Origin of the sequence: Microvirga brassicacearum (genome assembly GCF_008757455.1) — a bacterium.
GTDB lineage: Bacteria > Pseudomonadota > Alphaproteobacteria > Rhizobiales > Beijerinckiaceae > Microvirga > Microvirga brassicacearum.
Window position 1 is genome coordinate 61,934 of the sequence record NZ_VCMV01000079.1, and the last position, 21,237, is coordinate 83,170.

The 21,237-nt window shown below is 57.6% G+C and carries 21 protein-coding genes and 1 pseudogene; 11 read left to right on the forward strand and 11 right to left on the reverse strand.

The genetic code is table 11. The annotated features are described in order from the left end of the window. Positions 1–7: 7 nt before the first annotated feature. On the reverse strand, positions 8–649 hold the full coding sequence (locus FEZ63_RS24400; protein WP_150949980.1) for an alpha/beta hydrolase family protein: 642 nt from the start codon (positions 647–649) through the stop codon (positions 8–10). 68 nt (positions 650–717) lie between these two features. Beyond that, the gene (locus tag FEZ63_RS24405; RefSeq protein WP_150949983.1) at positions 718–1,248 is read right to left on the reverse strand and encodes a GNAT family N-acetyltransferase; all 531 of its coding nucleotides are present in this window, start codon (positions 1,246–1,248) and stop codon (positions 718–720) included. 448 nt (positions 1,249–1,696) lie between these two features. On the opposite strand from FEZ63_RS24405, the gene FEZ63_RS24410 reads away from it, so the two are divergent. After that, the gene (locus FEZ63_RS24410; RefSeq protein ID WP_150949985.1) at positions 1,697–2,005 is read left to right on the forward strand and encodes a hypothetical protein; all 309 of its coding nucleotides are present in this window, start codon (positions 1,697–1,699) and stop codon (positions 2,003–2,005) included. Between the two features lie 173 nt (positions 2,006–2,178). Beyond that, positions 2,179–2,472, forward strand: coding sequence for a GIY-YIG nuclease family protein (locus FEZ63_RS24415; protein WP_150949987.1), 294 nt, complete (start codon positions 2,179–2,181; stop codon positions 2,470–2,472). Positions 2,473–2,637: 165 nt separating this feature from the next. Here FEZ63_RS24415 and FEZ63_RS24420 read toward each other — a convergent pair whose 3' ends face one another. The 5 genes from FEZ63_RS24420 to FEZ63_RS24440 all read right to left on the reverse strand — a co-directional run bounded on the left by FEZ63_RS24420 (position 2,638) and on the right by FEZ63_RS24440 (position 10,462). Continuing rightward, the gene (locus FEZ63_RS24420) at positions 2,638–3,858 is read right to left on the reverse strand and encodes a TIR domain-containing protein (RefSeq protein ID WP_150949989.1); all 1,221 of its coding nucleotides are present in this window, start codon (positions 3,856–3,858) and stop codon (positions 2,638–2,640) included. A 532-nt stretch (positions 3,859–4,390) separates the two neighbouring features. Continuing rightward, on the reverse strand, positions 4,391–4,810 hold the full coding sequence (locus tag FEZ63_RS24425) for a hypothetical protein (protein ID WP_150949991.1): 420 nt from the start codon (positions 4,808–4,810) through the stop codon (positions 4,391–4,393). A gap of 30 nt (positions 4,811–4,840) precedes the next feature. After that, on the reverse strand, positions 4,841–7,717 hold the full coding sequence (locus FEZ63_RS24430) for a hypothetical protein (RefSeq protein ID WP_150949993.1): 2,877 nt from the start codon (positions 7,715–7,717) through the stop codon (positions 4,841–4,843). Then, entirely contained in the window at positions 7,714–9,201 is a 1,488-nt protein-coding gene (locus FEZ63_RS24435) for a site-specific integrase (RefSeq protein ID WP_150949995.1), read from the reverse strand. The genes FEZ63_RS24430 and FEZ63_RS24435 overlap by 4 nt, the downstream gene beginning before the upstream one ends. Then, entirely contained in the window at positions 9,191–10,462 is a 1,272-nt protein-coding gene (locus FEZ63_RS24440; RefSeq protein ID WP_162419843.1) for a tyrosine-type recombinase/integrase, read from the reverse strand. The genes FEZ63_RS24435 and FEZ63_RS24440 overlap by 11 nt, the downstream gene beginning before the upstream one ends. Positions 10,463–11,155: 693 nt before the next feature. On the opposite strand from FEZ63_RS24440, the pseudogene FEZ63_RS26105 reads away from it, so the two are divergent. From FEZ63_RS26105 to FEZ63_RS24455, 3 genes and pseudogenes are all read left to right on the forward strand, one after another. Then, positions 11,156–11,266, forward strand: a pseudogene (locus tag FEZ63_RS26105) (arsenate reductase ArsC); the annotation flags it as partial. Between the two features lie 334 nt (positions 11,267–11,600). Then, complete coding sequence (locus FEZ63_RS24450; RefSeq protein WP_150949999.1) at positions 11,601–12,233, forward strand: hypothetical protein; 633 nt, start codon at positions 11,601–11,603, stop codon at positions 12,231–12,233. After that, on the forward strand, positions 12,208–12,582 hold the full coding sequence (locus FEZ63_RS24455) for a hypothetical protein (RefSeq protein WP_150950001.1): 375 nt from the start codon (positions 12,208–12,210) through the stop codon (positions 12,580–12,582). Before FEZ63_RS24450 ends, FEZ63_RS24455 begins: the two co-directional genes overlap by 26 nt. A gap of 253 nt (positions 12,583–12,835) precedes the next feature. Here FEZ63_RS24455 and FEZ63_RS26350 read toward each other — a convergent pair whose 3' ends face one another. From FEZ63_RS26350 to FEZ63_RS24475, 4 genes are all read right to left on the reverse strand, one after another. After that, positions 12,836–13,108 (reverse strand): glutathionylspermidine synthase family protein, encoded by a 273-nt coding sequence (locus tag FEZ63_RS26350; RefSeq protein ID WP_150950028.1) that lies wholly within the window; start codon positions 13,106–13,108, stop codon positions 12,836–12,838. Between the two features lie 149 nt (positions 13,109–13,257). Continuing rightward, entirely contained in the window at positions 13,258–14,856 is a 1,599-nt protein-coding gene (locus FEZ63_RS24465; protein WP_150950003.1) for a P-loop NTPase family protein, read from the reverse strand. Further along, positions 14,857–15,249, reverse strand: coding sequence for a DUF6634 family protein (locus tag FEZ63_RS24470; protein ID WP_150950005.1), 393 nt, complete (start codon positions 15,247–15,249; stop codon positions 14,857–14,859). Positions 15,250–15,360: 111 nt separating this feature from the next. Next, entirely contained in the window at positions 15,361–16,053 is a 693-nt protein-coding gene (locus tag FEZ63_RS24475) for a P-loop NTPase family protein (RefSeq protein ID WP_150950007.1), read from the reverse strand. 247 nt (positions 16,054–16,300) lie between these two features. Between FEZ63_RS24475 and FEZ63_RS26355 the strand changes: the two genes are divergently transcribed. From FEZ63_RS26355 to FEZ63_RS24505, 6 genes are all read left to right on the forward strand, one after another. Then, complete coding sequence (locus tag FEZ63_RS26355) at positions 16,301–16,543, forward strand: helix-turn-helix domain-containing protein (protein WP_150950009.1); 243 nt, start codon at positions 16,301–16,303, stop codon at positions 16,541–16,543. 405 nt (positions 16,544–16,948) lie between these two features. Further along, positions 16,949–17,821 carry a substrate-binding domain-containing protein gene (locus tag FEZ63_RS24485; protein WP_150950011.1) on the forward strand — a complete coding sequence of 291 codons (873 nt, stop codon included), beginning with the start codon at positions 16,949–16,951 and terminating at the stop codon, positions 17,819–17,821. Next, on the forward strand, positions 17,818–19,260 hold the full coding sequence (locus tag FEZ63_RS24490) for a sensor histidine kinase (protein WP_244622978.1): 1,443 nt from the start codon (positions 17,818–17,820) through the stop codon (positions 19,258–19,260). Before FEZ63_RS24485 ends, FEZ63_RS24490 begins: the two co-directional genes overlap by 4 nt. After that, positions 19,250–20,572 (forward strand): sigma-54-dependent transcriptional regulator, encoded by a 1,323-nt coding sequence (locus tag FEZ63_RS24495; RefSeq protein ID WP_150950012.1) that lies wholly within the window; start codon positions 19,250–19,252, stop codon positions 20,570–20,572. Before FEZ63_RS24490 ends, FEZ63_RS24495 begins: the two co-directional genes overlap by 11 nt. 109 nt (positions 20,573–20,681) lie before the next feature. Continuing rightward, positions 20,682–21,134 carry a GNAT family N-acetyltransferase gene (locus FEZ63_RS26360; protein ID WP_201274282.1) on the forward strand — a complete coding sequence of 151 codons (453 nt, stop codon included), beginning with the start codon at positions 20,682–20,684 and terminating at the stop codon, positions 21,132–21,134. Then, positions 21,067–21,237 (forward strand): carboxymuconolactone decarboxylase family protein (locus FEZ63_RS24505; protein ID WP_150950014.1); only part of this gene is annotated, 171 nt, incomplete at its 3' end. The genes FEZ63_RS26360 and FEZ63_RS24505, both read left to right, overlap by 68 nt.

The window sequence follows — 21,237 nt, forward strand, 5'->3', positions numbered from 1 at the left end:
ACACTGCTTACAGTTCAATTCTGTCCGCCCAACCGGAGACGGTTTCCGCCATTGTTCTCAGATGATCGCCCGCAGAAAAGCCCGAGATGCTCTTTCGCGGCTTCAGGTCATGATCGCCGTCTTCCAGCCAGAGGATCTCGATGGTTTTTGAGAGGTCGTAGGTTGATACCTCCTCTCGGGTCCCGAAGGGATCTCGTGTCCCTTGCACGATGAGCGTCGGGGTCTTCAATTCAGCCAGATGGGCCGTGCGCAACTGGTCGGGCTTGGCCGGTGGATGGAAGGGATAGCCGAGGCACAGCAGACCAGCGATCCGGCCGGTCGCGTGGAGGTCATCGGCGATCATGCTCGCGACGCGCCCGCCCATCGACTTGCCGCCGATGATGAGCGGTCCATTCGTCTCGAGTGCATTGATCGCAGCGATGTATTCCGGCTGGAGCTTCTCTGCACGCGGCGGCGGCTTGCGGCCCGTCTCGCTCCGACGGCTCGCCATGTAGCCAAATTCGAAGCGGGCGACGCGGAAGCCTGATCCCGCCAGACTTTCCGCAATCGCCGTCATCGAGACGGAATCCATCGGGGCGCCGGCACCGTGGGCGAGGAGGATCGTATGTTTTGCCTGAGCAGGCCCGTCGATCAGGAACGCCGTCGCCATTCAAACCCCTCATGTTGCCCATTGACCAATTGCGAGTTCGCCTCGCGATCTGATGTGGCGGCTGCCCCTCAATCAGCAGCGTCGCGCCGCAGCATGATGACCTCGTGGTCCATATAGGTCGTGCGCGAAAATTCGCGGTATCCGCATTTGTGCGCCACACGCAGCGACGCAAGGTTTTCTGGCGAGATGATACACGCTGTCGAGGGAGCCAATTGACATTGTTCGCTCCACGAAAGTACGGCGCCGATCGCCTCTGTCGCATAGCCTTTGCCGTGCATCGCGGGATCAAGAGCCCAACCGATTTCGGGAGCGCCGTCGAGCGAAGGCTCGATACTTCGCTTGAAGTTCCCGAAGCCCACATCACCGATAAATCGGCCGGATATTTTCTCCTCGATGGCCCAATAGCCAAAGCCGAGGAGGTGCCAATGCCCGGCATAGCGCAAGATCCGCGACCAGCTTTCCTCTCTGGTGGACGGCTTCCTGGTGATATGCGCGACGACGATCGGATTGCTCCACATGACGAAGCTCGCATCAAGATCCTGAATGCGGTGGCCCCGCAGGATCAGGCGCTCCGTTTCAAGCGCAGGGGCCTCTGTCATTGATGGTTTCATTCCGACCATGGATTGGACTCTTGATTTCGATGCGATTCCCGAACGGGATGTTTAGAGATCACCAGACCAATAGTCACCCAGGACGGAATCTGCCTGCTGTCACGCCCGGGTTGATCCCCGGATCAAGTCCGGGGACGGCGATGGCGGGGAGGGTGGTGATGGGAGTGCGCCCGGAGACCCACCGGACATTGACGCCTCGCATCCGTTGCGTGTTATGTCGTCACTGGAACCGGCGCACCGGTTCCGGGGCTTAGTAAACCTCATCCGAAAGCGGCCGACATCGGCCGTGACGATGTCTCCCTCGCTTATGGCCGGGGAGGCGATGGCGCATGTTCAGGGCGAAAGCCTAAAGGTCATCGCAGCCGTCTTTCGGCGGTTTACTACTCCCCGGTCACCAGCAAGCGCTGGTGGCCGTTCTCGTTTCGGGGGGTGGACGATGGAGCCTTACAGCGCATGGGCCGACTGGCTCAACAAATTCCACACGGCATCGGAGGCGATCCAGGCGCTGTGGATCGTTGCGGGCGCCGCGACGGTGATCGGGGTGACGTGGGTGGTGATGCGCGGGGTGGTGGAGGTGGTGCGGGTTTGGCGGGGTGATCGTTTGCCCGAGGACAATCCTGCCACCGACATCGAACCGCAACCCTGGACCAAGCTTCCCGTCATCCCCGGGCTTGACCCGGGGACCCACGTCTTAACTCACGCTGCCCAAGAAAGACGTGGGTGGCCGGATCAAGTCCGGCCATGACGGTGGAGGGTGGCGTCGACGAAAGTCGCTCATCACTCACCGCTCCACCGCCGTCATGCGCGGGCTTGTCCCGCGTACCCACGCCTTAACCGCGTCGCATAAAGACGTGGGTAGCCGGGCCAAGCCCGGCCATGACGGTGGAGGGTGGAGTGAGAACTGAGTAACATCGATGAATGCAGAAGGGCGGCTGGGTTTACATCATGTCGAACAAGCGCAATGGCACGCTGTATCTCGGCGTCACCAGCAGCCTGTCGCATCGCGTATGGCAGCACCGCGAAGCGCTGATCGAGGGCTTTACGAAAACCTACGGCCTCAAGCGCCTCGTCTATTACGAATGGTTCGACGACATCCGCAACGCCATCCAACGCGAGCGCAATATGAAGCACTGGTCACGCACTTGGAAAGTGCGCCTGATCCACGGTATGAATCCCGAATGGGACGATCTCTACGAGACACTGAACCAGTAAGCGCCGCCGCCTCCACCCCCACCGCCGTCATGCCCGGACTTGATCCGGGCACCCACGCCTTTGCTTCGCGCCGAGGCGGAAAAGTCGCGGATGGTCAGCCTTGCCATTGACCGGTCGAAGCCGCCTCCGCCGTGGCAAACCAGCCGAGCGAATTACATAAGAAAGTTAGTCGCCTTCGTTGTCGCTATCGCTGGGAAGCGAGTAATTTTTGATATCTTTCATCGCCTCAAGAAGCTTTATAGTGGACGCTGCATCTAACGTATCTCCGGGGTACCGCACCTCGTATAATCCTTGGAGATTCGATGGAAGCTTGACGCCGTCTTTGACGAGCAGAATAAACCTTCTTCCATAGAATGCCATTGCTGCACCAATCTCAATTAGGACGTTGGGGTTGAGAACAACGTGCTCAACACCATCCGCGCCAGCTACAATTTTGTCGGCGTCAACGTGAATAATAGCAGCGCCGCAGCGCCTCATGTCGTCCATAACTTTTTCTGGCACCGGTTTAGAGACTGTCTGCCGTTCAACCGAAACAACGGGCTCCAGCTCACCGTATTCAAGAAGCTTTTTGATTGGGTCGACTAAAGCTCGGTCTTTGCCATGCGTGACAAAAACCCGACGACGCCGTTGATCGTCAACGACGGCGGCAGTAAGGGCCGCGCCTTTTGGTTGGTTCATTGGGGGAGGCGCGATCACTCGGAGCGAAGGCTCTTCGATTGTCGTCTCGCCATCGGCATATTCCAATGGCTCGTCAGTTTTGACATCTGTATGTGCGTGGGATGCGCTATCAATTCTTACGTAGTATTTCCCCTTCAACTCCTCGATGAAGCCTACGGAACGAGCGCTATCGCTCATTCGTTCCAAGACTTCCTCGGTCTTGCTTCTGGGAACGCCGCCCATATCTTCGAGGACATTTATTGCCAGATCCTGACGGGGGAAAACGTTACCATCGTAATTCCTGAGGAAGTCTCCAAAAATGCGAGGCTTCAAAACTGCCTCTCGTCTCGCTGTGAGGTCTTCGCCATCTACTTTTGGTCTGATTATCCGTCGCGCTAGATCGGTGACACTTATCGTGCTTGCTTGGGCTCCCCCTTCAATCAATCCAAAAGCAATGGCGGCACCCGATAAAACGCGTAATTGAGAACCTTTCGGATCTACATTGAGGGCTTTCGCTACGTTGAAAGGGGCGGTCGGTTTTCCGGCGTACTGGTCAAAGATTACCAAAGGTACTCGGATTGCCTCATCCAAGGAGGCAATTGGTACGTCGGTCTGACGAAGATAACTCCGCTTAGAAAGCACTGTTTCCTCTTCGGATTTCTTCGCAGCCTCCTTTCGTGATGTGCGCGATGCGCCTTCACCGTTGGGTCGAGTTTCTGCTTTCGCCACTGGAGCCCTTTCTATTTGCCAGATCGATACCTTGCCTATTTGTGCTCGGTTTGTTCACTCAGCCACAAATGGGTTCAAGACAGAGTGTCTTGAACCCATTTGTTACCCATAAGCGGACAGGCTAACTGCATAGTAGGAATCTGCAAATCGTAACTGTTTGTTACGTATCTAATTCTGCTGAGAAATTTCGCTGGTACCCTTCTCGGTCAACAAAAAGCGTAAACTTTTCCAGGAAATTGCCCGCTTTTTCTGGGCAAAGTTGACATTCCTTGTGGATCGCAATTTGTCCCCACGCAACAATGTGGTCTGACGATTCCGGGTGCATCCATCCGGTACCGTCGCTGCGGACCAAGAAGAACTGCAACTGCGGGCGAAGGCTAACGCGGTTGATCCGGCTCAAATATCGACTTTGCGCCACCAGCGCGAGCTGGATTGTTCCAGTCCTCAGAAGGGTTAGTTCAGAGTTTTCTAGTTGCGCCAAGGTGATCAGCCATTGTCCTTCGCGCCGGGGCTTTTCGTCGTATACACCCCCTCATTGCTTCCGCTTCGGCAGGGGAATGTCGAGGATTTCACGGGTGACACCTCGGCTGGCTGCATTGTATTGCCAGCGCAAGAACTGCTCGAGTAAGTTATGGTTTTCCCGCTTCAGCAGTTCAATTTGCGCGCGGAGATTCTCGGTTTGATCGATCTGATAGGCGAGGGCGATATCGCCGTGTTTTTTGACCTTCCCCTTGATCTTGCGACTTTGCCGATTGTTTCGCGCTCTTGCCTTTGCGTCTCTGAATGCGTCTACGATGCGAGGATGGCTTTTGTAGATCGCCTGTCTTGTGATGCGACGGCCGAGCACAGTTGAGAGCACCGCCACCAAGGCGTCCCAAGTGATTGGGGCATGCCAGTCTGTCACGACGTTGACCGCCAGTGCCACGTCATTGTCGGTGAGATGCCTCGACATCGCTGCGTCTAATTAATGTTTAACAGGTATCTATGGCAGTCGCACAGGCTCGTCATCCTCATCGAAAGATGCGGGTGAGTTTGGAGTCTTCTCGGGATTCCGAGCCTCTGCATCATCCACAGCCAACCCGGTCCTGGTCTGGTCCATTGCCGGCGGCGATAGAGAGATGATGGTCCCGGCTGGTGTATTATCGTCCGTCATGAGGTTTAAAGCTTCCATCCATCGTTTGAGCTTGTACTCATGGACCTTCAACCAGCGCTCGACCCCTGGCTCTTCGTCATCTATGGCCTTCAGGCAGCTCTCGACTGCGTTCTGGTGGACTTTGATCTGAAACTCCGCCTCTTCGATCATGCGTTCGTCATGGGCGATAAATAGGCTCTCACCGCAGTCAATGCAGTTCTTGTCCTTGGGACACGGCGTTAGAGCGTAGTCGTGTCGGCAGAGGCCGTAACGGGTGACGTGGATGGCCCCCAGCTCAAAGCGAAGAGCTTCCTCGTAGCTGATCATTTCCCTCATGGACCGTTCGGCGGCTTTCTGGTCAAGGGTGCCGGACACCTTGATGTCAACGCCAGACTGCTCCTCCATGAATTGCCAGGCTTCAATAAAGACCTCTTGCGGGACGTGGTCGTAGACTCGGTTCTGGCTGATGCTCTTGCGCCCGGACCAGAACGCAATGAGGGTCTGGCCTAGATATTTACCTTGCGCAATCGTGTTCAAGAGATGTCTGAACTGGTTGGTCGCGACCTTCCACGGCTTCTTGGTCTTCGGATTGATCAGCCCGTTGCGCGTGAAAATGGTCAGACCGGGTCTGCCTTTCTTATCTTGCCCGCTGAGCGCGGTCACGATGCTGTTGTAGTTGACCCAGAAAGGCACGTTCCAGAACGTCGCGTCATCGGCGCTCTGGATGTTTCTTGGCAAGCAGAAAAGGGCGTCCGAGTATTTGAGATTGGACTCAGGGTCGACGACCGGGAATTGAGCCTGGATCATTTCAAGAACAAAGACCTCCAAGCTTTCGAAGGAGTATAGAGCCAATCGTCCCGTCTCCAGCTTCACTCCACGTTCGGGATCTCTTGTGGTCCCGACGTCCGTTAACGCATCGCTAGTAATGTATCTAATGGAAGAGGGCCGTTCCAGCGCATCCGGAGTTACCCCGATTAGCGATAACGCTTCCGGCAGGGTCAGCGGTTCGCCGCGCAGATGGCTCAGGCTTTCTGGCAAATGTAGTTCGTCAGGATGCTCCTCATACCAGTCGGCTACCTCCTTGAAGGCCGCTGGAATCGGCCGAATGAAATCGGCAAGGAATCGGCGGACGAAGATGCGAATGCTATTCTGAGAGTAGATTGCCGTTTCGTAGCTCCAGCTTGCGGCTTTGTCGTAAGTGCTTCGCTTGACCCCGCGCGCAGGGTCCGTCGTTGTCCCGACGCTCTTGAGCTTGCTGCCACGCAGCCCGCTCAGCGAGTTCAAAGGCTTGACGTGGTCACTGTACGACTGGAGGATCTCGATCACTTCTGGCCCGGTGAGCGGCTGGCCATCTAAGTAAGCTAGACGTTCGGGCATCAACAGACGATCGGGTCTCAATTCGAACCAACACCGGGCAATAGTGTTGTTCGGCCCTTGACGGATGTTGGTGGCGAATACACGCCTCTTTGAGGTCTCTACAACGCTTTCATAGCTGTATAGCGCTAAGTGTCCAACTGTTTGGATGCGTGCCTTCGGCTGCTTCACTTCGCGGTCTGGGTTATTGGTCGCGCCGACCTTCTCCAGAGCTTTCACCATCGAGCGGGCCAGCCGGAAATGTGGGTTGTCAATCGGGTCCCACCCGAGGATGTCAGCTATTTCGAGGAACGTGACCGGCTGACCTCGCAAGTGTTCTGTGCCAGGGGGCAGGTAGAGTTGGTCGGGGTTCTCCTGATACCACTTAGCGGCAGCGCGGGCAGTCCGACCTATTGTCGATAGTCGGCTAACTGCGTCGGTAGTGATGGGCTCCCAACCTTCAGTGACCGCCAGCTTGGTGAGAGGGGCAGCGCCTTTCGAAGGCCGCCAGCGCAACCCAAGACGTTCTCTACCCTTCTTCTCGTCATAGACAGATGTAATGCAATTGGTCGGCAGTGTTGTGATCTCGCCCTGACGCTGAGGCGCGAACATCGCCAGTACCGCCCATGAGGTGAACACGCTGTTGTATTCTCGGTACTTTTCGGTCGGATTGTTGAACAGAGTGGCAAGATCGAAGATCGCGTGGAGGTGTGGTAGCCTAGACTTACCCTGTTCCGCTTCGAGCTTATGGTTTTCAACGATGGCGCTGCTTCTCCAAACGCCCGCGTCACGCCATTTGTATGGAGTCTCATAGTAGATCGGGTAGACAGTTAGGCTGCGCGGGCAGAGGATTCGGTTGACGATGTCCCGGATCTGGTTGCTGAGTGCATACCATTTCGATTTCGCAAACTGTTCGACGTACGGCCCCAACTGATCGAGCAGATGTTGATCGATCAGAGTCATGTCGAGCTCCCGTCCGCCGACCGTGAGGGCTTGATAAAAAATGCGCAGGGCCTGCATTACCTTTCCGGGCTCCGCGCCGGCATTGCACCGAACGCTCTCTGCAAGGATCGCACGCGCTTGATCGAGAAAGGGTTGCGGGAATTGTATCTTCGTTTTGGCAACCGTATTGAAAGTCGCGGATTCCTTGCTAGTCTTGCCCCTGGGAAAATCAAAGTACCAAGTCATGTCGGACCACGACGATCCGGTATCGACACGCAGAAAATTGGCGTGGTTCTGGTTATGTTGGATGAACGCCGACATGTTCTGACGGGCCGTTGCATAGGAAGCAGCCCGCCAGTCCGCCTCCAAGCTGAAGGCGCCTCGGTCGGGACGCTGTGCCGTCGGGACAAAGGGGATGATGAGGGCTGTCATGCGTTCATCTCATTGTTTTCTCGACGTCTTGCGTTACAAGCGGCTTTGATGAGTTGAATGCCAGCTACGGAGTCGCGGCCGATCTGTTTGATCCGTTCCTCAGTTTCCTGCTCAACGTCTTCTTGGACTCGCTGTTCGAGGATTCCCCAAGGCGCATCAAGAAATGGTTCGAAGAGGAAGCAGGTGAGGCATGCGATGGGTGCGTCCAGATGGCACGAAGCGAAAGATCCGCATGCGCCGATTTGTTGCCCTGTCAGCCGCTGAAAGTCCCGGATGAGCTTTTGATAGTCGTTGCTATGAGTCGCTTGGTCGAAGTCATCGATGATGCGGCCCCGAAAGATGTCTGCAAAGAAGTCCATTTCCCCGCCAATTGCGTCTTCAATCGGAGCTTGCAGCATCGCCATGGCTGCCCTGTAGCTTGCTACGCTGTTCGTAGTCCTATGCGTCAATAGGCGGGCGACCTGCGCGTCTGATGCGCCTTGCGCGATCGCGCGCGTGCCCAACGTGTAGCGAAACCGATATGGTGTGATGTGGATAGGTCCCCCAGTGCGGACTGAGTATGTGTTCAGCTTCGAAAAAATTCTCGTCAACTCGTAGGCGACCGTCTGTCCTAACGCGTGGAACAGTGGGCTCAACGGACTAACCTGGCTTTTCGATCCGACAAACCGGATCAAAACGTCGGCTAGTACAGATGGAGCCCGCCGGGCCCATTTTTCGGTCTTCGGGGCCCTCGTGCCTTTCGTCAAAGGGACCATCAACATGACCTCGCGCCCTTGGCCTGCGGGCCCGTCTTGAATGATGACGTCCCCAAAGGTCATGCGAGCCAATTGTATCGGTCGCATTCCAGTTGCGATTAGGGTCCACGTGAACGCGTAGTCAAAGAAGCTTATCTGGCCCTCGGAGTAGGCTTGGTTTAAAGCCGTTTGGATGTTTTTTAGTTCCTGCTCAGTTAGAGCCCCCCGGTGTGGGTCATTGGTTAGAAGTGCGAAGTAGGCACCTTTACCGGCTTCTTCGAATTGCTCCGGCGACTCAAGAAAGGTCCGCACCTCGTCGTCAACCAATCTTTTGGAGCGAACGATGCTAAGTTGATACAGATAGAATTTAACGAAAGGCCAATAAGACAGAGGGGTTTGGGCCGCCCACCTTTGTATGTCGGCTAGAACGATCTTGCGGTCGAGGTGAAACACGCTGTTCACAAATGCCCGCCGGATCGCACGCGATATCTCGTTCGTGTAGTCTCCGGAGTAGGTCTTGAGCGTCGTAGCTAAGATACTGAAGGTCACTTGGCTCAGAGGCGTATGAGTTTCAAGGTAATCCAAATTGAGGTTAAATGCCGAACTTCCCTCAGAGGAAGGGATGTAGGTCGTCCTGCCCGGCGTCAGTTTTACAACTTGGCCGTTGAGCATCTTGGCGACGTGAGGGCGACCCCATTCCTCAACATTGAGATGGTCTTCGACGCAAAATTTCTTGATTCTAAGCGCCATTCGTGTCCCCAATTTTGTCGCCAACTATCTCGACATCTTGAAACATCTTCTCGCTGATCTCATCAGCCTTCCGACGTGTATGTCTACGGAGGTACTTCTCTGCCATTTTGCTTTGTGGCGTCCAGCCCATGAGGCGGTTGCGAATTTTACGTTCCTGTTCCTCCGTCGATTTATCATCGCCGGTTTGGGCATCTATCATCTCAGAGAAACGTTCGTTCCAGGTCCGCCGCATGGTGTGGGGTGTCACCCAGTTTGGGATGTCCGGGGCCACGCTGCGAAGTGTTTGGAAGAGGAGATTAATACTGCGCAGTGACAGGCGGTCACCGTCTCGGCTTGTAAATAAGTATCCCGCGCGCCGCGCCGTTTTGGGGAGATGCCGCCAGTGTCGCTCGATGTACTCATGCACCAAAGCACTCGTCTTCGGTTTGTATGGCACGGTTCGCGGAATCGTCTTAGAAACTCGCAATGTCACGCGATACTTTGAGAGGTCGAAGTCGCTGACTTTGATATTGTGGATCTCGCCGCGGCGGGCGCCTGTCTCCAAAAACAATCGCCATATTAAATAGTTGCGGTCCTTAACGAAGGCGTCTGCCCATGGATTCTCCTCGCTCCCGGGCAGAACGATCGATTCGATGATCAGACAGTGATGGAACTCCATCGCCCAGAGCGATTCGTCGTCGTCGCCGGAAGCCTTGACCCTGGGGGTTTGCTTCCGGAAATGATCCAGTCCTTCTTTAGCGAGGATTTGGCGCTCAGGATCAAAGTTGGCTAATCTGTTGGGGTGCTTTCGAAGTGTGTAGATCCAGTCCAGATAACCGGCGACGCCGCGGATGTTGGCCGCCGCGGCTGCGGCACTCAGGTGCTCTCTTGGACTTTCAGTCATCACTTTGTGACTTGTGCGGACCTTTTCGAGACTGTTGCTCACGTTAGGCCGAGGCGAACTGCCTGTTCGTGCTGGTTCGACTTTGAGCCAATCCTTTTGGGCACGGATGCTGAGAGCCAAAAAATCCGCGAGAATGCTGGTTTCCTCAAACAGCAGAGGGTCCTCGTGGATCATCCGCTCGCTGAAATCCCTGGCCTGCGAAGCCATCCAATCAGTGGCCATGCCTATCGGCCGGAGGATGTTGTAGATCGTCCTAGGTGATCGGCGGGTGTTTCGGAGTTTTTGGGTTGCATATAGGTTCGGCCAGTAGGCCGGCGAGCCATTTGCATTGAGCAGAATGTTCATCTCGTCGCCATTGCTGGTGACGAACGTCTTCACGCGGCAACGCTCCATTCTGAGCCCCTGCACGATTAAGCGTCGAATGATCGACCCTCGGAAAATTCAAGCCGCAGGGATCTTCGGCCTATAGAAAAGCCGGCGGCTTGGTTTCGACTAGGCTCTACTGCGCCGACGAGTCTGATATTCGTTGTGAAGAGATTCCACGAAATGAGACGGGCGGGCGGAGCTCCTTGCGAGCGCTGTTGGCTTACACGAAGAGGGTGGTTGATCAGTCAAACGCCCTGCTTGGTCCGGGCCGAAACGCAATGCATCGTGCTGGAACTATATTCGCTTATATCGCTCATGCTTTCGTCCTCAAGGCCATATTGTACCGCTGCGGTGATTAGAATGAAAGTTTACCCTAGAAGTCAAGGCGTTTTATCGATGATTGAGCAGTATAAAAATGCCTATACGATGGAACAAATTACGAACCTTTTGAGGTGGTTTGATCTGTATGGAACACAAGGACTCGTTAGCGCCGTGACGATGCTTGGTGTAGTTCTAATGATAAGTAAACCTCGGCGCTCTTGAGCAATTAAATGGCTTCGGCAAAGGACTGAATCCTTTAAACTATTGGAATGAAGGATTCCCGGCTGACCGCCAGCAAGGTTTCTTCGCACTTGCACGTGTTATGGTGATCCGGGGCATTTTGACGAAATTGGCGGTAATGCCGAACCCCATACGAAGGCGGCGGCGGCGGGAAAGAAATCCTTCCCTAGATGCGGCCAACCGGTGACGGCGCACTGGGGCGTCGAGGATCCGGCTGTCGTTGAAGGCATCAAAATCGAGAAGGTGCGGGCGTTCTTTACGGTCTGCTTGGGCGTGACGTATGTCCAGCAACCGTGCATTCGGTAGCAAAGACCGCCGAATGCCGTGGCTCTTGCTGATCTCGTCGACGTTGTTGGCGAAGCGGAGCACGCTCATGTCGATCCCGACCACTCGACGGGTCGGCATAGCTGGCGGTTTCTCGAATCGGCCGACACGATCCCACAAGTCACTCCGCAGTACCAGACCCGCACAGACAATGAAGAGCGCAAGCTACGTTGAAGGTCGTTTTCTCGCCCAATTAATAAGTTTGGTTCGCATCGCTCGCTCAGTGAGTAAAGACCACTTTTCTAAATAGAAATATGAGGAATAAATGGCTTATAAGACGAACAGCGTATCGAACTTCAACTTCGACGCCTCTGTTACAATCAATGGTATTACATACGATCTGCTCGATTTGAACTCGCCAATTAGTTTTGATAACGAAGAAGGGCATTGGAATATTGAAGTTTCTCGATCGGAGAGCACGGAAACTGCTCTGGACGGGAATGTGGACGTCACGTCTTCCGAGTCTACTGAAACAGATAATTCGCTCAACTCGGCCGCATCGGTGGAAGGCACCGACCTGACCGATGTGACTGAGCCGACCACCGATGTTACCGAAACCGTGACGACTTCGGACGAGACAATCGAGAGATCGGAGCCAACGGTCGTTTCGCATGCTGACCTACTCGTCTCGACATCCGATGAGACGGTCTCCGACCCTGCAACGGCCCTCGACAATGACGCCGAGCCTGTGACAGTCGACCACACCGACGCCGATGCTACGAATTCGGTGACCGCAACGACGGAGACCTCGGGGTCTGTTGTCGACGATCAAACAAATGTCGCAACGGTGGCCGACGCAGAAGCTGCGACAACAATTGAGACGACCGAGACAACCGTTGCGGAAGAGCCTGCTACGGACGATGTGACTTCCGTTGAGGGTCGTCGGCACGACCTCTGACGTTGCCGCTGGCGCCGAGGAAGGCGATGCCGATGTCGACGGCGATACGGCCGGGACGGGTCTAACTGCGCCTAGGGATGGCTCTCCCGATTTAGGGCATCGACTGGCCTCCTGGTTGGCTGATCTCGACACGCTCGTTTTCGATAAGAAAGCAGGTACGACCGACCTCGATGCCGATGCACTTCTCCCGCAACAAGCAGACGCCATCGCAGATGTGTTGGGCGAGTTGCAAACCTGTCTTGCAACGCCGCACGAGGCGAGCGTCGATCCCGTTGCGGCTGAGGCCGTGTCCGACTATCTCGCAGGACTCCAGAAAAAGATTGCGAGCGCGGGCGACCTCCTCATCTAAGGCGAGGCACTTGCCCAGGTGCTAAACCGGCACCCAATACACTCTGGAGCGCCCCGGTGAAGAGCCGGGGCGCTTATCCATTTCGAAATTCCGGCCGATCGTCGCTCTCGTGACCTGCCCCGAGCGGGCACGGATCGCATTCGGATCCTTGGCAGCGGGTATCACTCAGTTCGAACCGTGAGCGGAAGCACTGTCGCGGAGGACAGGTCAAATCCGCCGGCGGAACCGGCGGCTTTCCTGACTGTGAAGTCTGTCATCCCAGAATGACGTGAGGAATGAACCTGGACATGTCCATGGTAATTGCAGAGGCATCCTCACGAATTCCGATCCCGCAGGGCTCGTCCCCGACGATCCAGCTCCCGATCACGGCGTGACCATGTTCGGACGCGAACAGACGGGTGGCCTCCTGCACGACGAATGGGCAATCGTCGTAAGGCCCGTCCACAGACACTGTTTGACCGTCCCGTACCAATGTGACGTTCGCCCCTTCACGAGAGAAGATCGGCTTCCGGACGAAACGATCTATAGGGTAGCGTAGCCTAGGCGGTTACAAATGCTACTGCCGATGAAGACTGCTGCTCTGACTCCTTCTTGAGCTGGTAAGATGTGTACGGTCCTAGCAGCCGCGAGAAGCTTTTGTCACGCCGTGGCCAGTGAGGCTGCGGGTTGCGACCATCAGTGCGACTTCCGGGAAGACAGAACGCCTTCGATCATTCGGCTGAGTTGACGCAGTGACCCGCCGGTCCACACCTGCAAGATCGCATCCATCTCTGAATCATCGAGAGGCGTGACCCAGCGACGATCGAACCCCTGGTTCTCTAAGATATCTGCAATGATCTGGCGACTAAGAACGGGCAGGTCCTGTGATCGTGGTATTGGGAACTGCACAATTTGACAGCGATCTCGAAACGGCGCTGAGAGCCCTGCCAAGCTGTTGGCCGTCATGAGCCAAGTCACGTAAGAGATATCGCAGCCGGCCTCGACGTATGGATCAAAGAACTGACACGCCGTTTCCCTCTCCAGCATCGCCAGCAGCGCGGCATGAAGATTACCATTGTGATGGGATGTTCCCGCCTTTTCGATTTCGTCGAGAACGGCGCCCGGGCCCGCGAGCTTGTACCGCGTGATGAGTGCTACCGGCAGGGATGGCTCTCCTGAGGACCAGCCGCGCGGAGTTCCCGCCAGACGAGCATCAGAAACTCCGCCGCACGGGATGATATCGTGGGGTACATTGAGGAGCGTCAAGAAACGGCGAGCAAAACGGGACTTCCCGCACCCTTGAGCTCCGACGAGGATGGTGGGCTCGAGTTGTGCATGCTTCCTCTGCGCTGCGTTTAAAAGGAGGCGATCGATCGTCTCCTCGGCATAAGGGAATTCCCAACGCAAGGTTTGCCGGACGTCCGCGAGATCGGGTTTTTTGACGAGGGGTAACGGCTTTCCAAGAAGGTCTTTCAGTTCTTTCGCGACCTTCTTTCCACCGTCGGTCTGGTCATTGCCGACCTGCCTGAACACCACGGCTGCGGGCGCGCCATCGCAATCAGCTAGTCGCGAACCGCATTGAAACTGGCCACTCTTCGTCTTCTCGGAGTCGAGATTTCTTTGCTGTTCTTCTGCTGCTTTCTGCGCCGCTTGTCCCGAACGCCTCGTCGCCTGCTCGATCAAGTGGACCAAGGCGTCCCCGCTCTGTCCCGCGAAAGTCGGGCGCGCTCCTTTGGGGTGAAGGTTCCGCTCTTTACCCAGATAGAGGAATGCGACATCGCATGCTGCAAACGAAAGCCAGCCCAGCGCCACTCGCAGCATCTCGACAGACTGTTCTGTCGAGTCGTCTAACCCTTCTATCGAGGCTGCCATTATTAAAGCATCGCGGGCAAGATCCAAGGCCGCCCCATGGTCCCCAAGGTGTGCCAGATAAATGCGGCAGCGCTGCTGCCAGGATCGCTTCGTGGCGGGCAGGGATCCCCACGCGCCGGCGAGCGCATTCGCAACGTTCCGGATCTCGTCCGCTTCTGCACCAACGGTCAGTTGCTCCAGATGATAGACCACGGCCGCCACGGCAATGTTGTCAGCCTTCTGCCGCAGCCGGGGCACCAATCTCTCCGCAAAGGCGCGGATATCGTGCTGGAGATCGTCAGTGAAGAATGGCATCCCCATTAGAAGTTCGTGCTCGGTGGGTAGGTGCATGCCCGCAAGTGCGGCCTTCCTTCGGCGATCGAAATACTTTTTTTGCAGTTCTGCGCGACGGGCAGAGTCGTCGAGTGAGCGTTTGGAAGTCATCTACGCGCCCTGCTCATCAGGACGACAGTCCAACAGATTCCGCTGTCGTCCAAGACGATACCAACGCGAGAGCGTTCTGGCCCAGCCTTGTTGCTCCGCAAGCACCCAAAGGTCCGAAGAGATGATGTTGCGGGAGGTTCCACGCAATAAAGGATGTCCGGACACATCGCCATTGAGGCACAGGGTCGGTCGGATCGTCCGCGCCCAGTTGTCGAGGATCGGGGCGTCGCTCAGATCGGCATCCGACGGGCCAGTTCCTTCTCGGATTGCCCCAAGATCAGCCGCCAGTCGCAAGAGGCGATCAATCTCTTGTGCGACTCTGATTCGATCAAGCGGATGACCATCAGTAACAAAGATCATTTCATCCTCATAAGGGCGGATTAACTGGTCCACAAACTCTTTGGTCTCGCGAACAGCGAAACGTTAGGGGTTCGGACCTGCGAACAGGATCGGCTCGGGTGGATTAGATTTTTGTCGCCGTCATCGGTTCGGCCGGAGTCCATCTCATCCGAAGGCTATGTGGCTTAGTACCGATCGAGCAAGATTTTTGGCCGCCTCACGTTCCCTCGGTGTCAACTGGAACCGTTCCCCACGACCGGTCATCAACAAACTCATTGGATCCAAATTCGGGATTCCTTGGACGATAGGAAGAGGTCGCATCCCATCAAAAGCGACCCCCCGTCGGCTTAACATCGCTGCGAAGTCTTCTATTTGAATGTTTGGCGACCAACCAACCGGGAGGAATCGCACAGAATGGGTCGGCAGGACTCCGTCTTGACCACGTTCGAGGGATAGACAGAACTCATCCCAAATGTCGCAGTAATCCCGGGCCGCACGCTCGATCTCAGCGACTCCATCTCTTATCGGGATGAGAAGTTTCGCCTGCACAAAGGCTAACATTGCCAGCGTTGACCGGACCGGTTTGGCCGGCGTGTCAACAATGACGGGGCAATTCGTTGGCTGATTTTGCGCATGGAAGCGGATCCGATCAGCCGCAGCACTAAAATCGTCGTAGAAAATCAGATCCGCATCAAACGGGAGGTCTTCAACGCCGTCCAATGCTGGCGGTCGACCTTTCGGTAATAACTGAACTATTAGTGGTCTGAGACCGATCTCGCGTGCGCCAGCAGCGAGAAGGGCGCTAGATGAGGTGCGCGCGGCTCCTCCCTTTGATGAAATAAGAACTATCGGTTCCATTCCTATCCCCGCAATTCCGCCCCCATCCCTATCAGGGGGAGGCTTGCTCCCGACCGACCGGATTGATCGAGGCTGAAGGTTTCCAAGGATCCGACCGAATCGAATCCTTAGCGGTATACGACCGCAAGCAAGATCCGTCTAGTGAGATGTCCGTTTTATGGACATAAAAATGGAGAAAAAGGACGTAAAACGCCGTAAAAAGGACAATTGTTGACAAGGTCGCGACCTCGCTGCCGATGTGGTCGGCATGTACGTCACCCCACGAGCCCTCAAGGCCGCCCGAATCCTACTCGACCTTACCCTGGAGGAAGTCGGAGAAGCCGCAGGGTTGAGTGGAAAGACGGTTGCCCGCGTTGAGGCTGGGGGCGCGAAGGTGAGCCTCCAGGCTGTCGTAGCCATCCAGGCCGCCTTCGAGCGTCGAGGCGTGCTTTTTCTTCCGCAAACCGAGGAATATGGGGAAGGCTTACGTCTGCCGAGAGTCCGAAGATAGTTCACGATTTGAATGGGGCGGAAAAGGTCAGCCAGTCGGAAGCGGTTCGTCCTTGCACCAATAGCCATCTGGGAGGTGCCGGAACTCACTCGCTCTACCAAATGACCTTGATGGCCTGCTTGGCAGGCTCCTTGGCGGCAATGCGGTTCCCCTCGTTTCAAGCTGCTCGAGCAGTCGCGTCCTGTTAAGGGGCGCCCCGCGTCCCTGAGGATGGTACGAGTCAGCTCTCGCGGCCGGAGAGCTGACCACTGGTTCTGGCGAGAGCATGTGAGCGAGCGCCTCTGGTGTCGTCTATTGAAGAGGGCAATCAACGCCATCACGTAGAGCAGCCGCCTTGCCCACTCTATGGCTCACCGCATAGCATGCATGGAATGACACGCTCCGGATGACCGGTGGGAGGAAACAATGTGTCGTCTCGGCCATTCGCGCCGAGAGGCGGTTTCAGGCATTATGGCGCTCCTGGCGGTTGCCGGCAGCCGTTCGGCTGCGGCCGCGTCCGGCGAACTCAAGTTCGGCCTCACTCCCGTTTTTCTCACCTCGGACTTCGAGCTTCTCGACCGTCTGCGGTCCTACCTGGAACATGCGACAGGCTCCCCCGTTCGGCTGATCACCCGACGCACCTATCAGGAAATCACGGCCCTCCTTCTCTCCGGGCAGCTCGACGCCGCCTGGATTTGCGGCTTTCCTTTCGTGGCAAATCACCCGAGGCTTGCGCTGGTCGGCGTACCCGTCTGGCGCGGTAAACCGCTCTATCGTTCCTACTTGATCGCTGAACGCGACCGACGGGTCAGTGGCCTCGATGATCTGAAGGGCGACACTCACGCCTTCTCGGATCCTGACAGCAACTCCGGCTGGCTCGTGACGGCGGCGGCGCTCGCTCGCCGGAACCTGACTCCCGAGCGATTTTTCAGCCAAACGATCTTTACCTATGGTCATCGCAACGTCGTCAGGGCCGTCGCATCCGGGCTGGCCATGAGCGGCAGCGTTGACGGGTACGTCTACGAGGTCATGCGGGAAACGGAACCGGGCCTCATCGCCAAGACTAGCATCGTCGAGCAGTCGGAACTTCTGGGCTTTCCTCCCGTCGCCTGTTCTGCCGCGGCGGCGGACGACGCCCGGACCAAGCAGCTTCGCTCGGCGCTGGTCGGGATGGCCGAGGATAAGAACGGTCGGGCGGTGCTCCGGATGCTTCGACTGGATGGGTTCTCGATCGAAGACCCGAGCCTGTTCGATGCGATCGCCGCCGAGGTCGCGATCGTCAAGGGAGCCGCAGGGTGAGGGCGGTCCGGATTCCACTCGCGATCAGGATTCCGGCCGTCGTGATCGTGTTCATGGCGGCGGTTGCCGTGTTCATATCCGAGCGCGTGCTGACCCGGTTGCAGGAAGCGCAGACGCGGCACCTCGGCGACCTCGCGGCGGTTTACCTCGATGGGCTCGCGCCGGCGCTGGTGGCTCCCGTGGTGCGCGAGGACGTCTGGGAAGTGTTCGACATCGTCGATAGGGCGCGGCAGGTCCACGCCGGTCTGAAGCCGACCGAGACGGTGGTTGCGACCGCCGACGGCCGGGTGCTTGCATCATCTAATCCCCGCGAGCACCCGACGTGGTCGCTGCTGCCATCCTCCTTCTCGGCGGAGCGGGCAACGGCGCCGGCCATCGTGAGCCATGATACCGAAGGCGAGGCAGTCGCCCGGCGCGACCTGTCCTCCGGCGACCGGATCGTCGGGTCGGTCCATGCCACGTTCGACATTTCGCCGCTGCTGGCGGAACGGCGCTCTGTCTTGATCACCCTGATCGGCACGAATGCGGCGCTGACGTTCGCGCTGGCGCTGACCGCCTGGCTGACCGTGCGCCGGATGATGCGACCGGTGCGCGTGCTTGCATCCCACCTCAACGCCAGTCCCGAGACCCCCGTCGAGCCGATTGCGGATTCGCTCATCAAAACCGCTCCTCGGGAATTTCGCGGGTTGTTCGCGGCCTTCAACAGGATGGCCGAGGCGGTTCGGGATCGGGAAGCCCTGTCGCGGCACCTGGCCGAGGAGGAACGGCTGGCGAGTCTCGGTCGTCTGGCATCAGGCATGGCGCACGAGATCAACAACCCGCTTGGCGGCCTCTTCAATGCGATTGATACGCTCAAGGAGCATGGCGAACGCTCGGACGTCCGCAGGCGCACCATCGATCTGATCGACCGTGGCCTCAAGGGCATCCGGGACGTCGTCCGAACGACCCTGGTGACCTATCGAACCGACCGCGACGTCCGCTCGTTACAGCGCGCCGACATCGATGATCTCAAGCTCCTGATCGAGCCGGAGGTCCGCCGCAAGAACCTGACCGTGCGTTGGCGGAACGAGAGCCACGATGAGCTGTGGGTGTCGCCATCGGTGGTTCGACAAGTTCTCCTGAACCTGCTTCTCAACGCCTGCCAGGCCACCCCAACGGGCGGAGAGATTTCTTTCGAGGCGCTCGTCGAGAATAGCAGCCTCGTCGCCGTTGTCGGCGACACCGGACCGGGCCTGTCGGATTCGGCTCGTGACGTGCTGGTTGGTCAGCACGATCACGCGGTCGTTGGATCCGGGGGCGGCCTGGGTTTGTGGATGGTGCGCCGCCTGATCAAGGAGGGTGGAGGTACCATCGTCGTGTATCCGAGATCGCCCACGGGGACGACGATCCGCGTCGCCCTTCCGATTGGCGATGAGGAGGGCCTTGCCCATGTCGCTTGAGGAACGAACGATCGCGCTTATCGAGGACGATCCGATCATGGGCGAATCGTTGATGGAGCGCCTGACGCTCGAAGGCGCGAAGGTGCTCTGGTGGCAGGACTGCCGGACCGCCTTGGAGAACCTGGCGGCCTTCGCTCCCGACCTTGTCGTCTGTGATATCCGGCTGCCCGACGGCACGGGTGAGGACGTGTTCAAGACTGCGTCGGCCACCCCCGAGTGCCCGCCGTTCCTTTTCGTGACGGGACACGGCGATATCGACCAAGCGGTCCGACTGATGCGTAACGGCGCCGGGGATTACATCACCAAGCCGTTCGAGACCGCGCGATTCCTCGACCGCGTCGAACAGTTGCTGCGTCCTGTCGAGCAGGGGGCGACGCCCATCCTCGGCGTCAGCCGACAGATGCACGAGATCCAGCGGCTCCTCCAGCGGATCGGGCGCCTTTCCGCTCCGGCGCTTCTGAGCGGCGAGACCGGGGTCGGCAAGGAGGTCTGTGCCCGCTACCTGCACGGCGTGCGCGATCCGGCGACTCCCTTCGTCGCCGTGAATTGCGCCGCGATCCCCAAGGACCTGATGGAAAGCGAGTTGTTCGGGCACGAAAAGGGAGCCTTTACCGGGGCATCTTCGCGGCATCTCGGTTATGCCGAACGCGCCCAGGACGGCATCCTGTTCCTGGACGAGATCGGCGAACTCGACCTGAAGCTGCAAGCGAAACTCCTCCGCCTGATCGAGGACCGTTCATTTCACCGGATCGGGGGCGAGACCGCGGTCGCTTTTCGGGCCCGTCTGATTTGCGCCACCAATGCAGACTTGCAAGCCCGGATAAAGACAGGAAGCTTCCGGGAGGATCTTTACTACCGGATCAACGTGCTCACGGTAACCATTCCTCCGCTCCGGGAGCGTCCGGACGACATCGAATGGCTGGCGGAGCGTCTCGTGGAGGCGCTTGCTAACGACCTCGGCGCGGAACTTGTCGGGTTGAGCGGTCACGCGATAGACGAACTGCGTGCCCATGACTGGCCGGGCAACGTCCGGGAATTGCGAAACAGGATCGAGCGCGCGGTGTCGCTGTCACCCGGGCCAAGGATCATGCCGGGCGATCTCTTCCCCGACCGTCATATAAATCCGTCCGTCGCGGATCCGAAGGTCGGATCACTCGAGGCCGCCCGTGACGAAGCGGAGAAACGTGAAATCCTGCGCGCGCTCCGGCAGAGCGGCGGCGCGATCGTCGAGGCAGCAGGCGCACTCGGCATCTCCCGCACGACCATGTGGGAGAAGATGCGGCGACATCGCATTGAGGGCCTGCCGAACTAGGGTCATTCCTCCGGGGATACAATCAGGTCATGTCCAGCGCCCATGACGCTCCGCCGCCTGAGGCCTGCCGACATCCCGCTTCGTCGCAGGCTGAACGGACTATTCGGCGATGCATTCGCCGACCGCGCGACGTACACGGCGGAGCCACCGAGCGACGCGGATTTGCAGGGCCTTCTCGAAAAAGGAACACAAGGTCGTTCTCGTGGCACTGGCGGGGGAAGACGTCATTGGAGGGCTCGTCGCCTACGAACTCGCTATGTTCGAGCAGGGCCGGCGAGAGTTGTATATCTATGACCTTGCCGTCAGCGAAGAGTATCGACGATGTGGCATAGCGACAGCCGCCAGCGGACGAGGCGATTGTAACAAGTCGCGGTCACAGCCGAGGTTGACTCCACACGGCCCGGTCAGACGGTCGAATAATACCGCTCAGATGTCACAATCAGCTTTGCTATCTCGTCTTCAGAACGTGCACCTTTCTGACAATGGAGTTGACGATGACACCGCGACTGGAAAATCTCTTCAAGGCTGCCCCGGACGGCATCAAGGCCATGATGGCGCTTGAGTCGACCCTGAAGGCCAGCGGCCTGGAGCCCGGCCTACTGGAGCTAGTAAAACTGCGGGCCTCGCAGATCAACGGCTGTGCCTACTGCATCCACATGCATGCC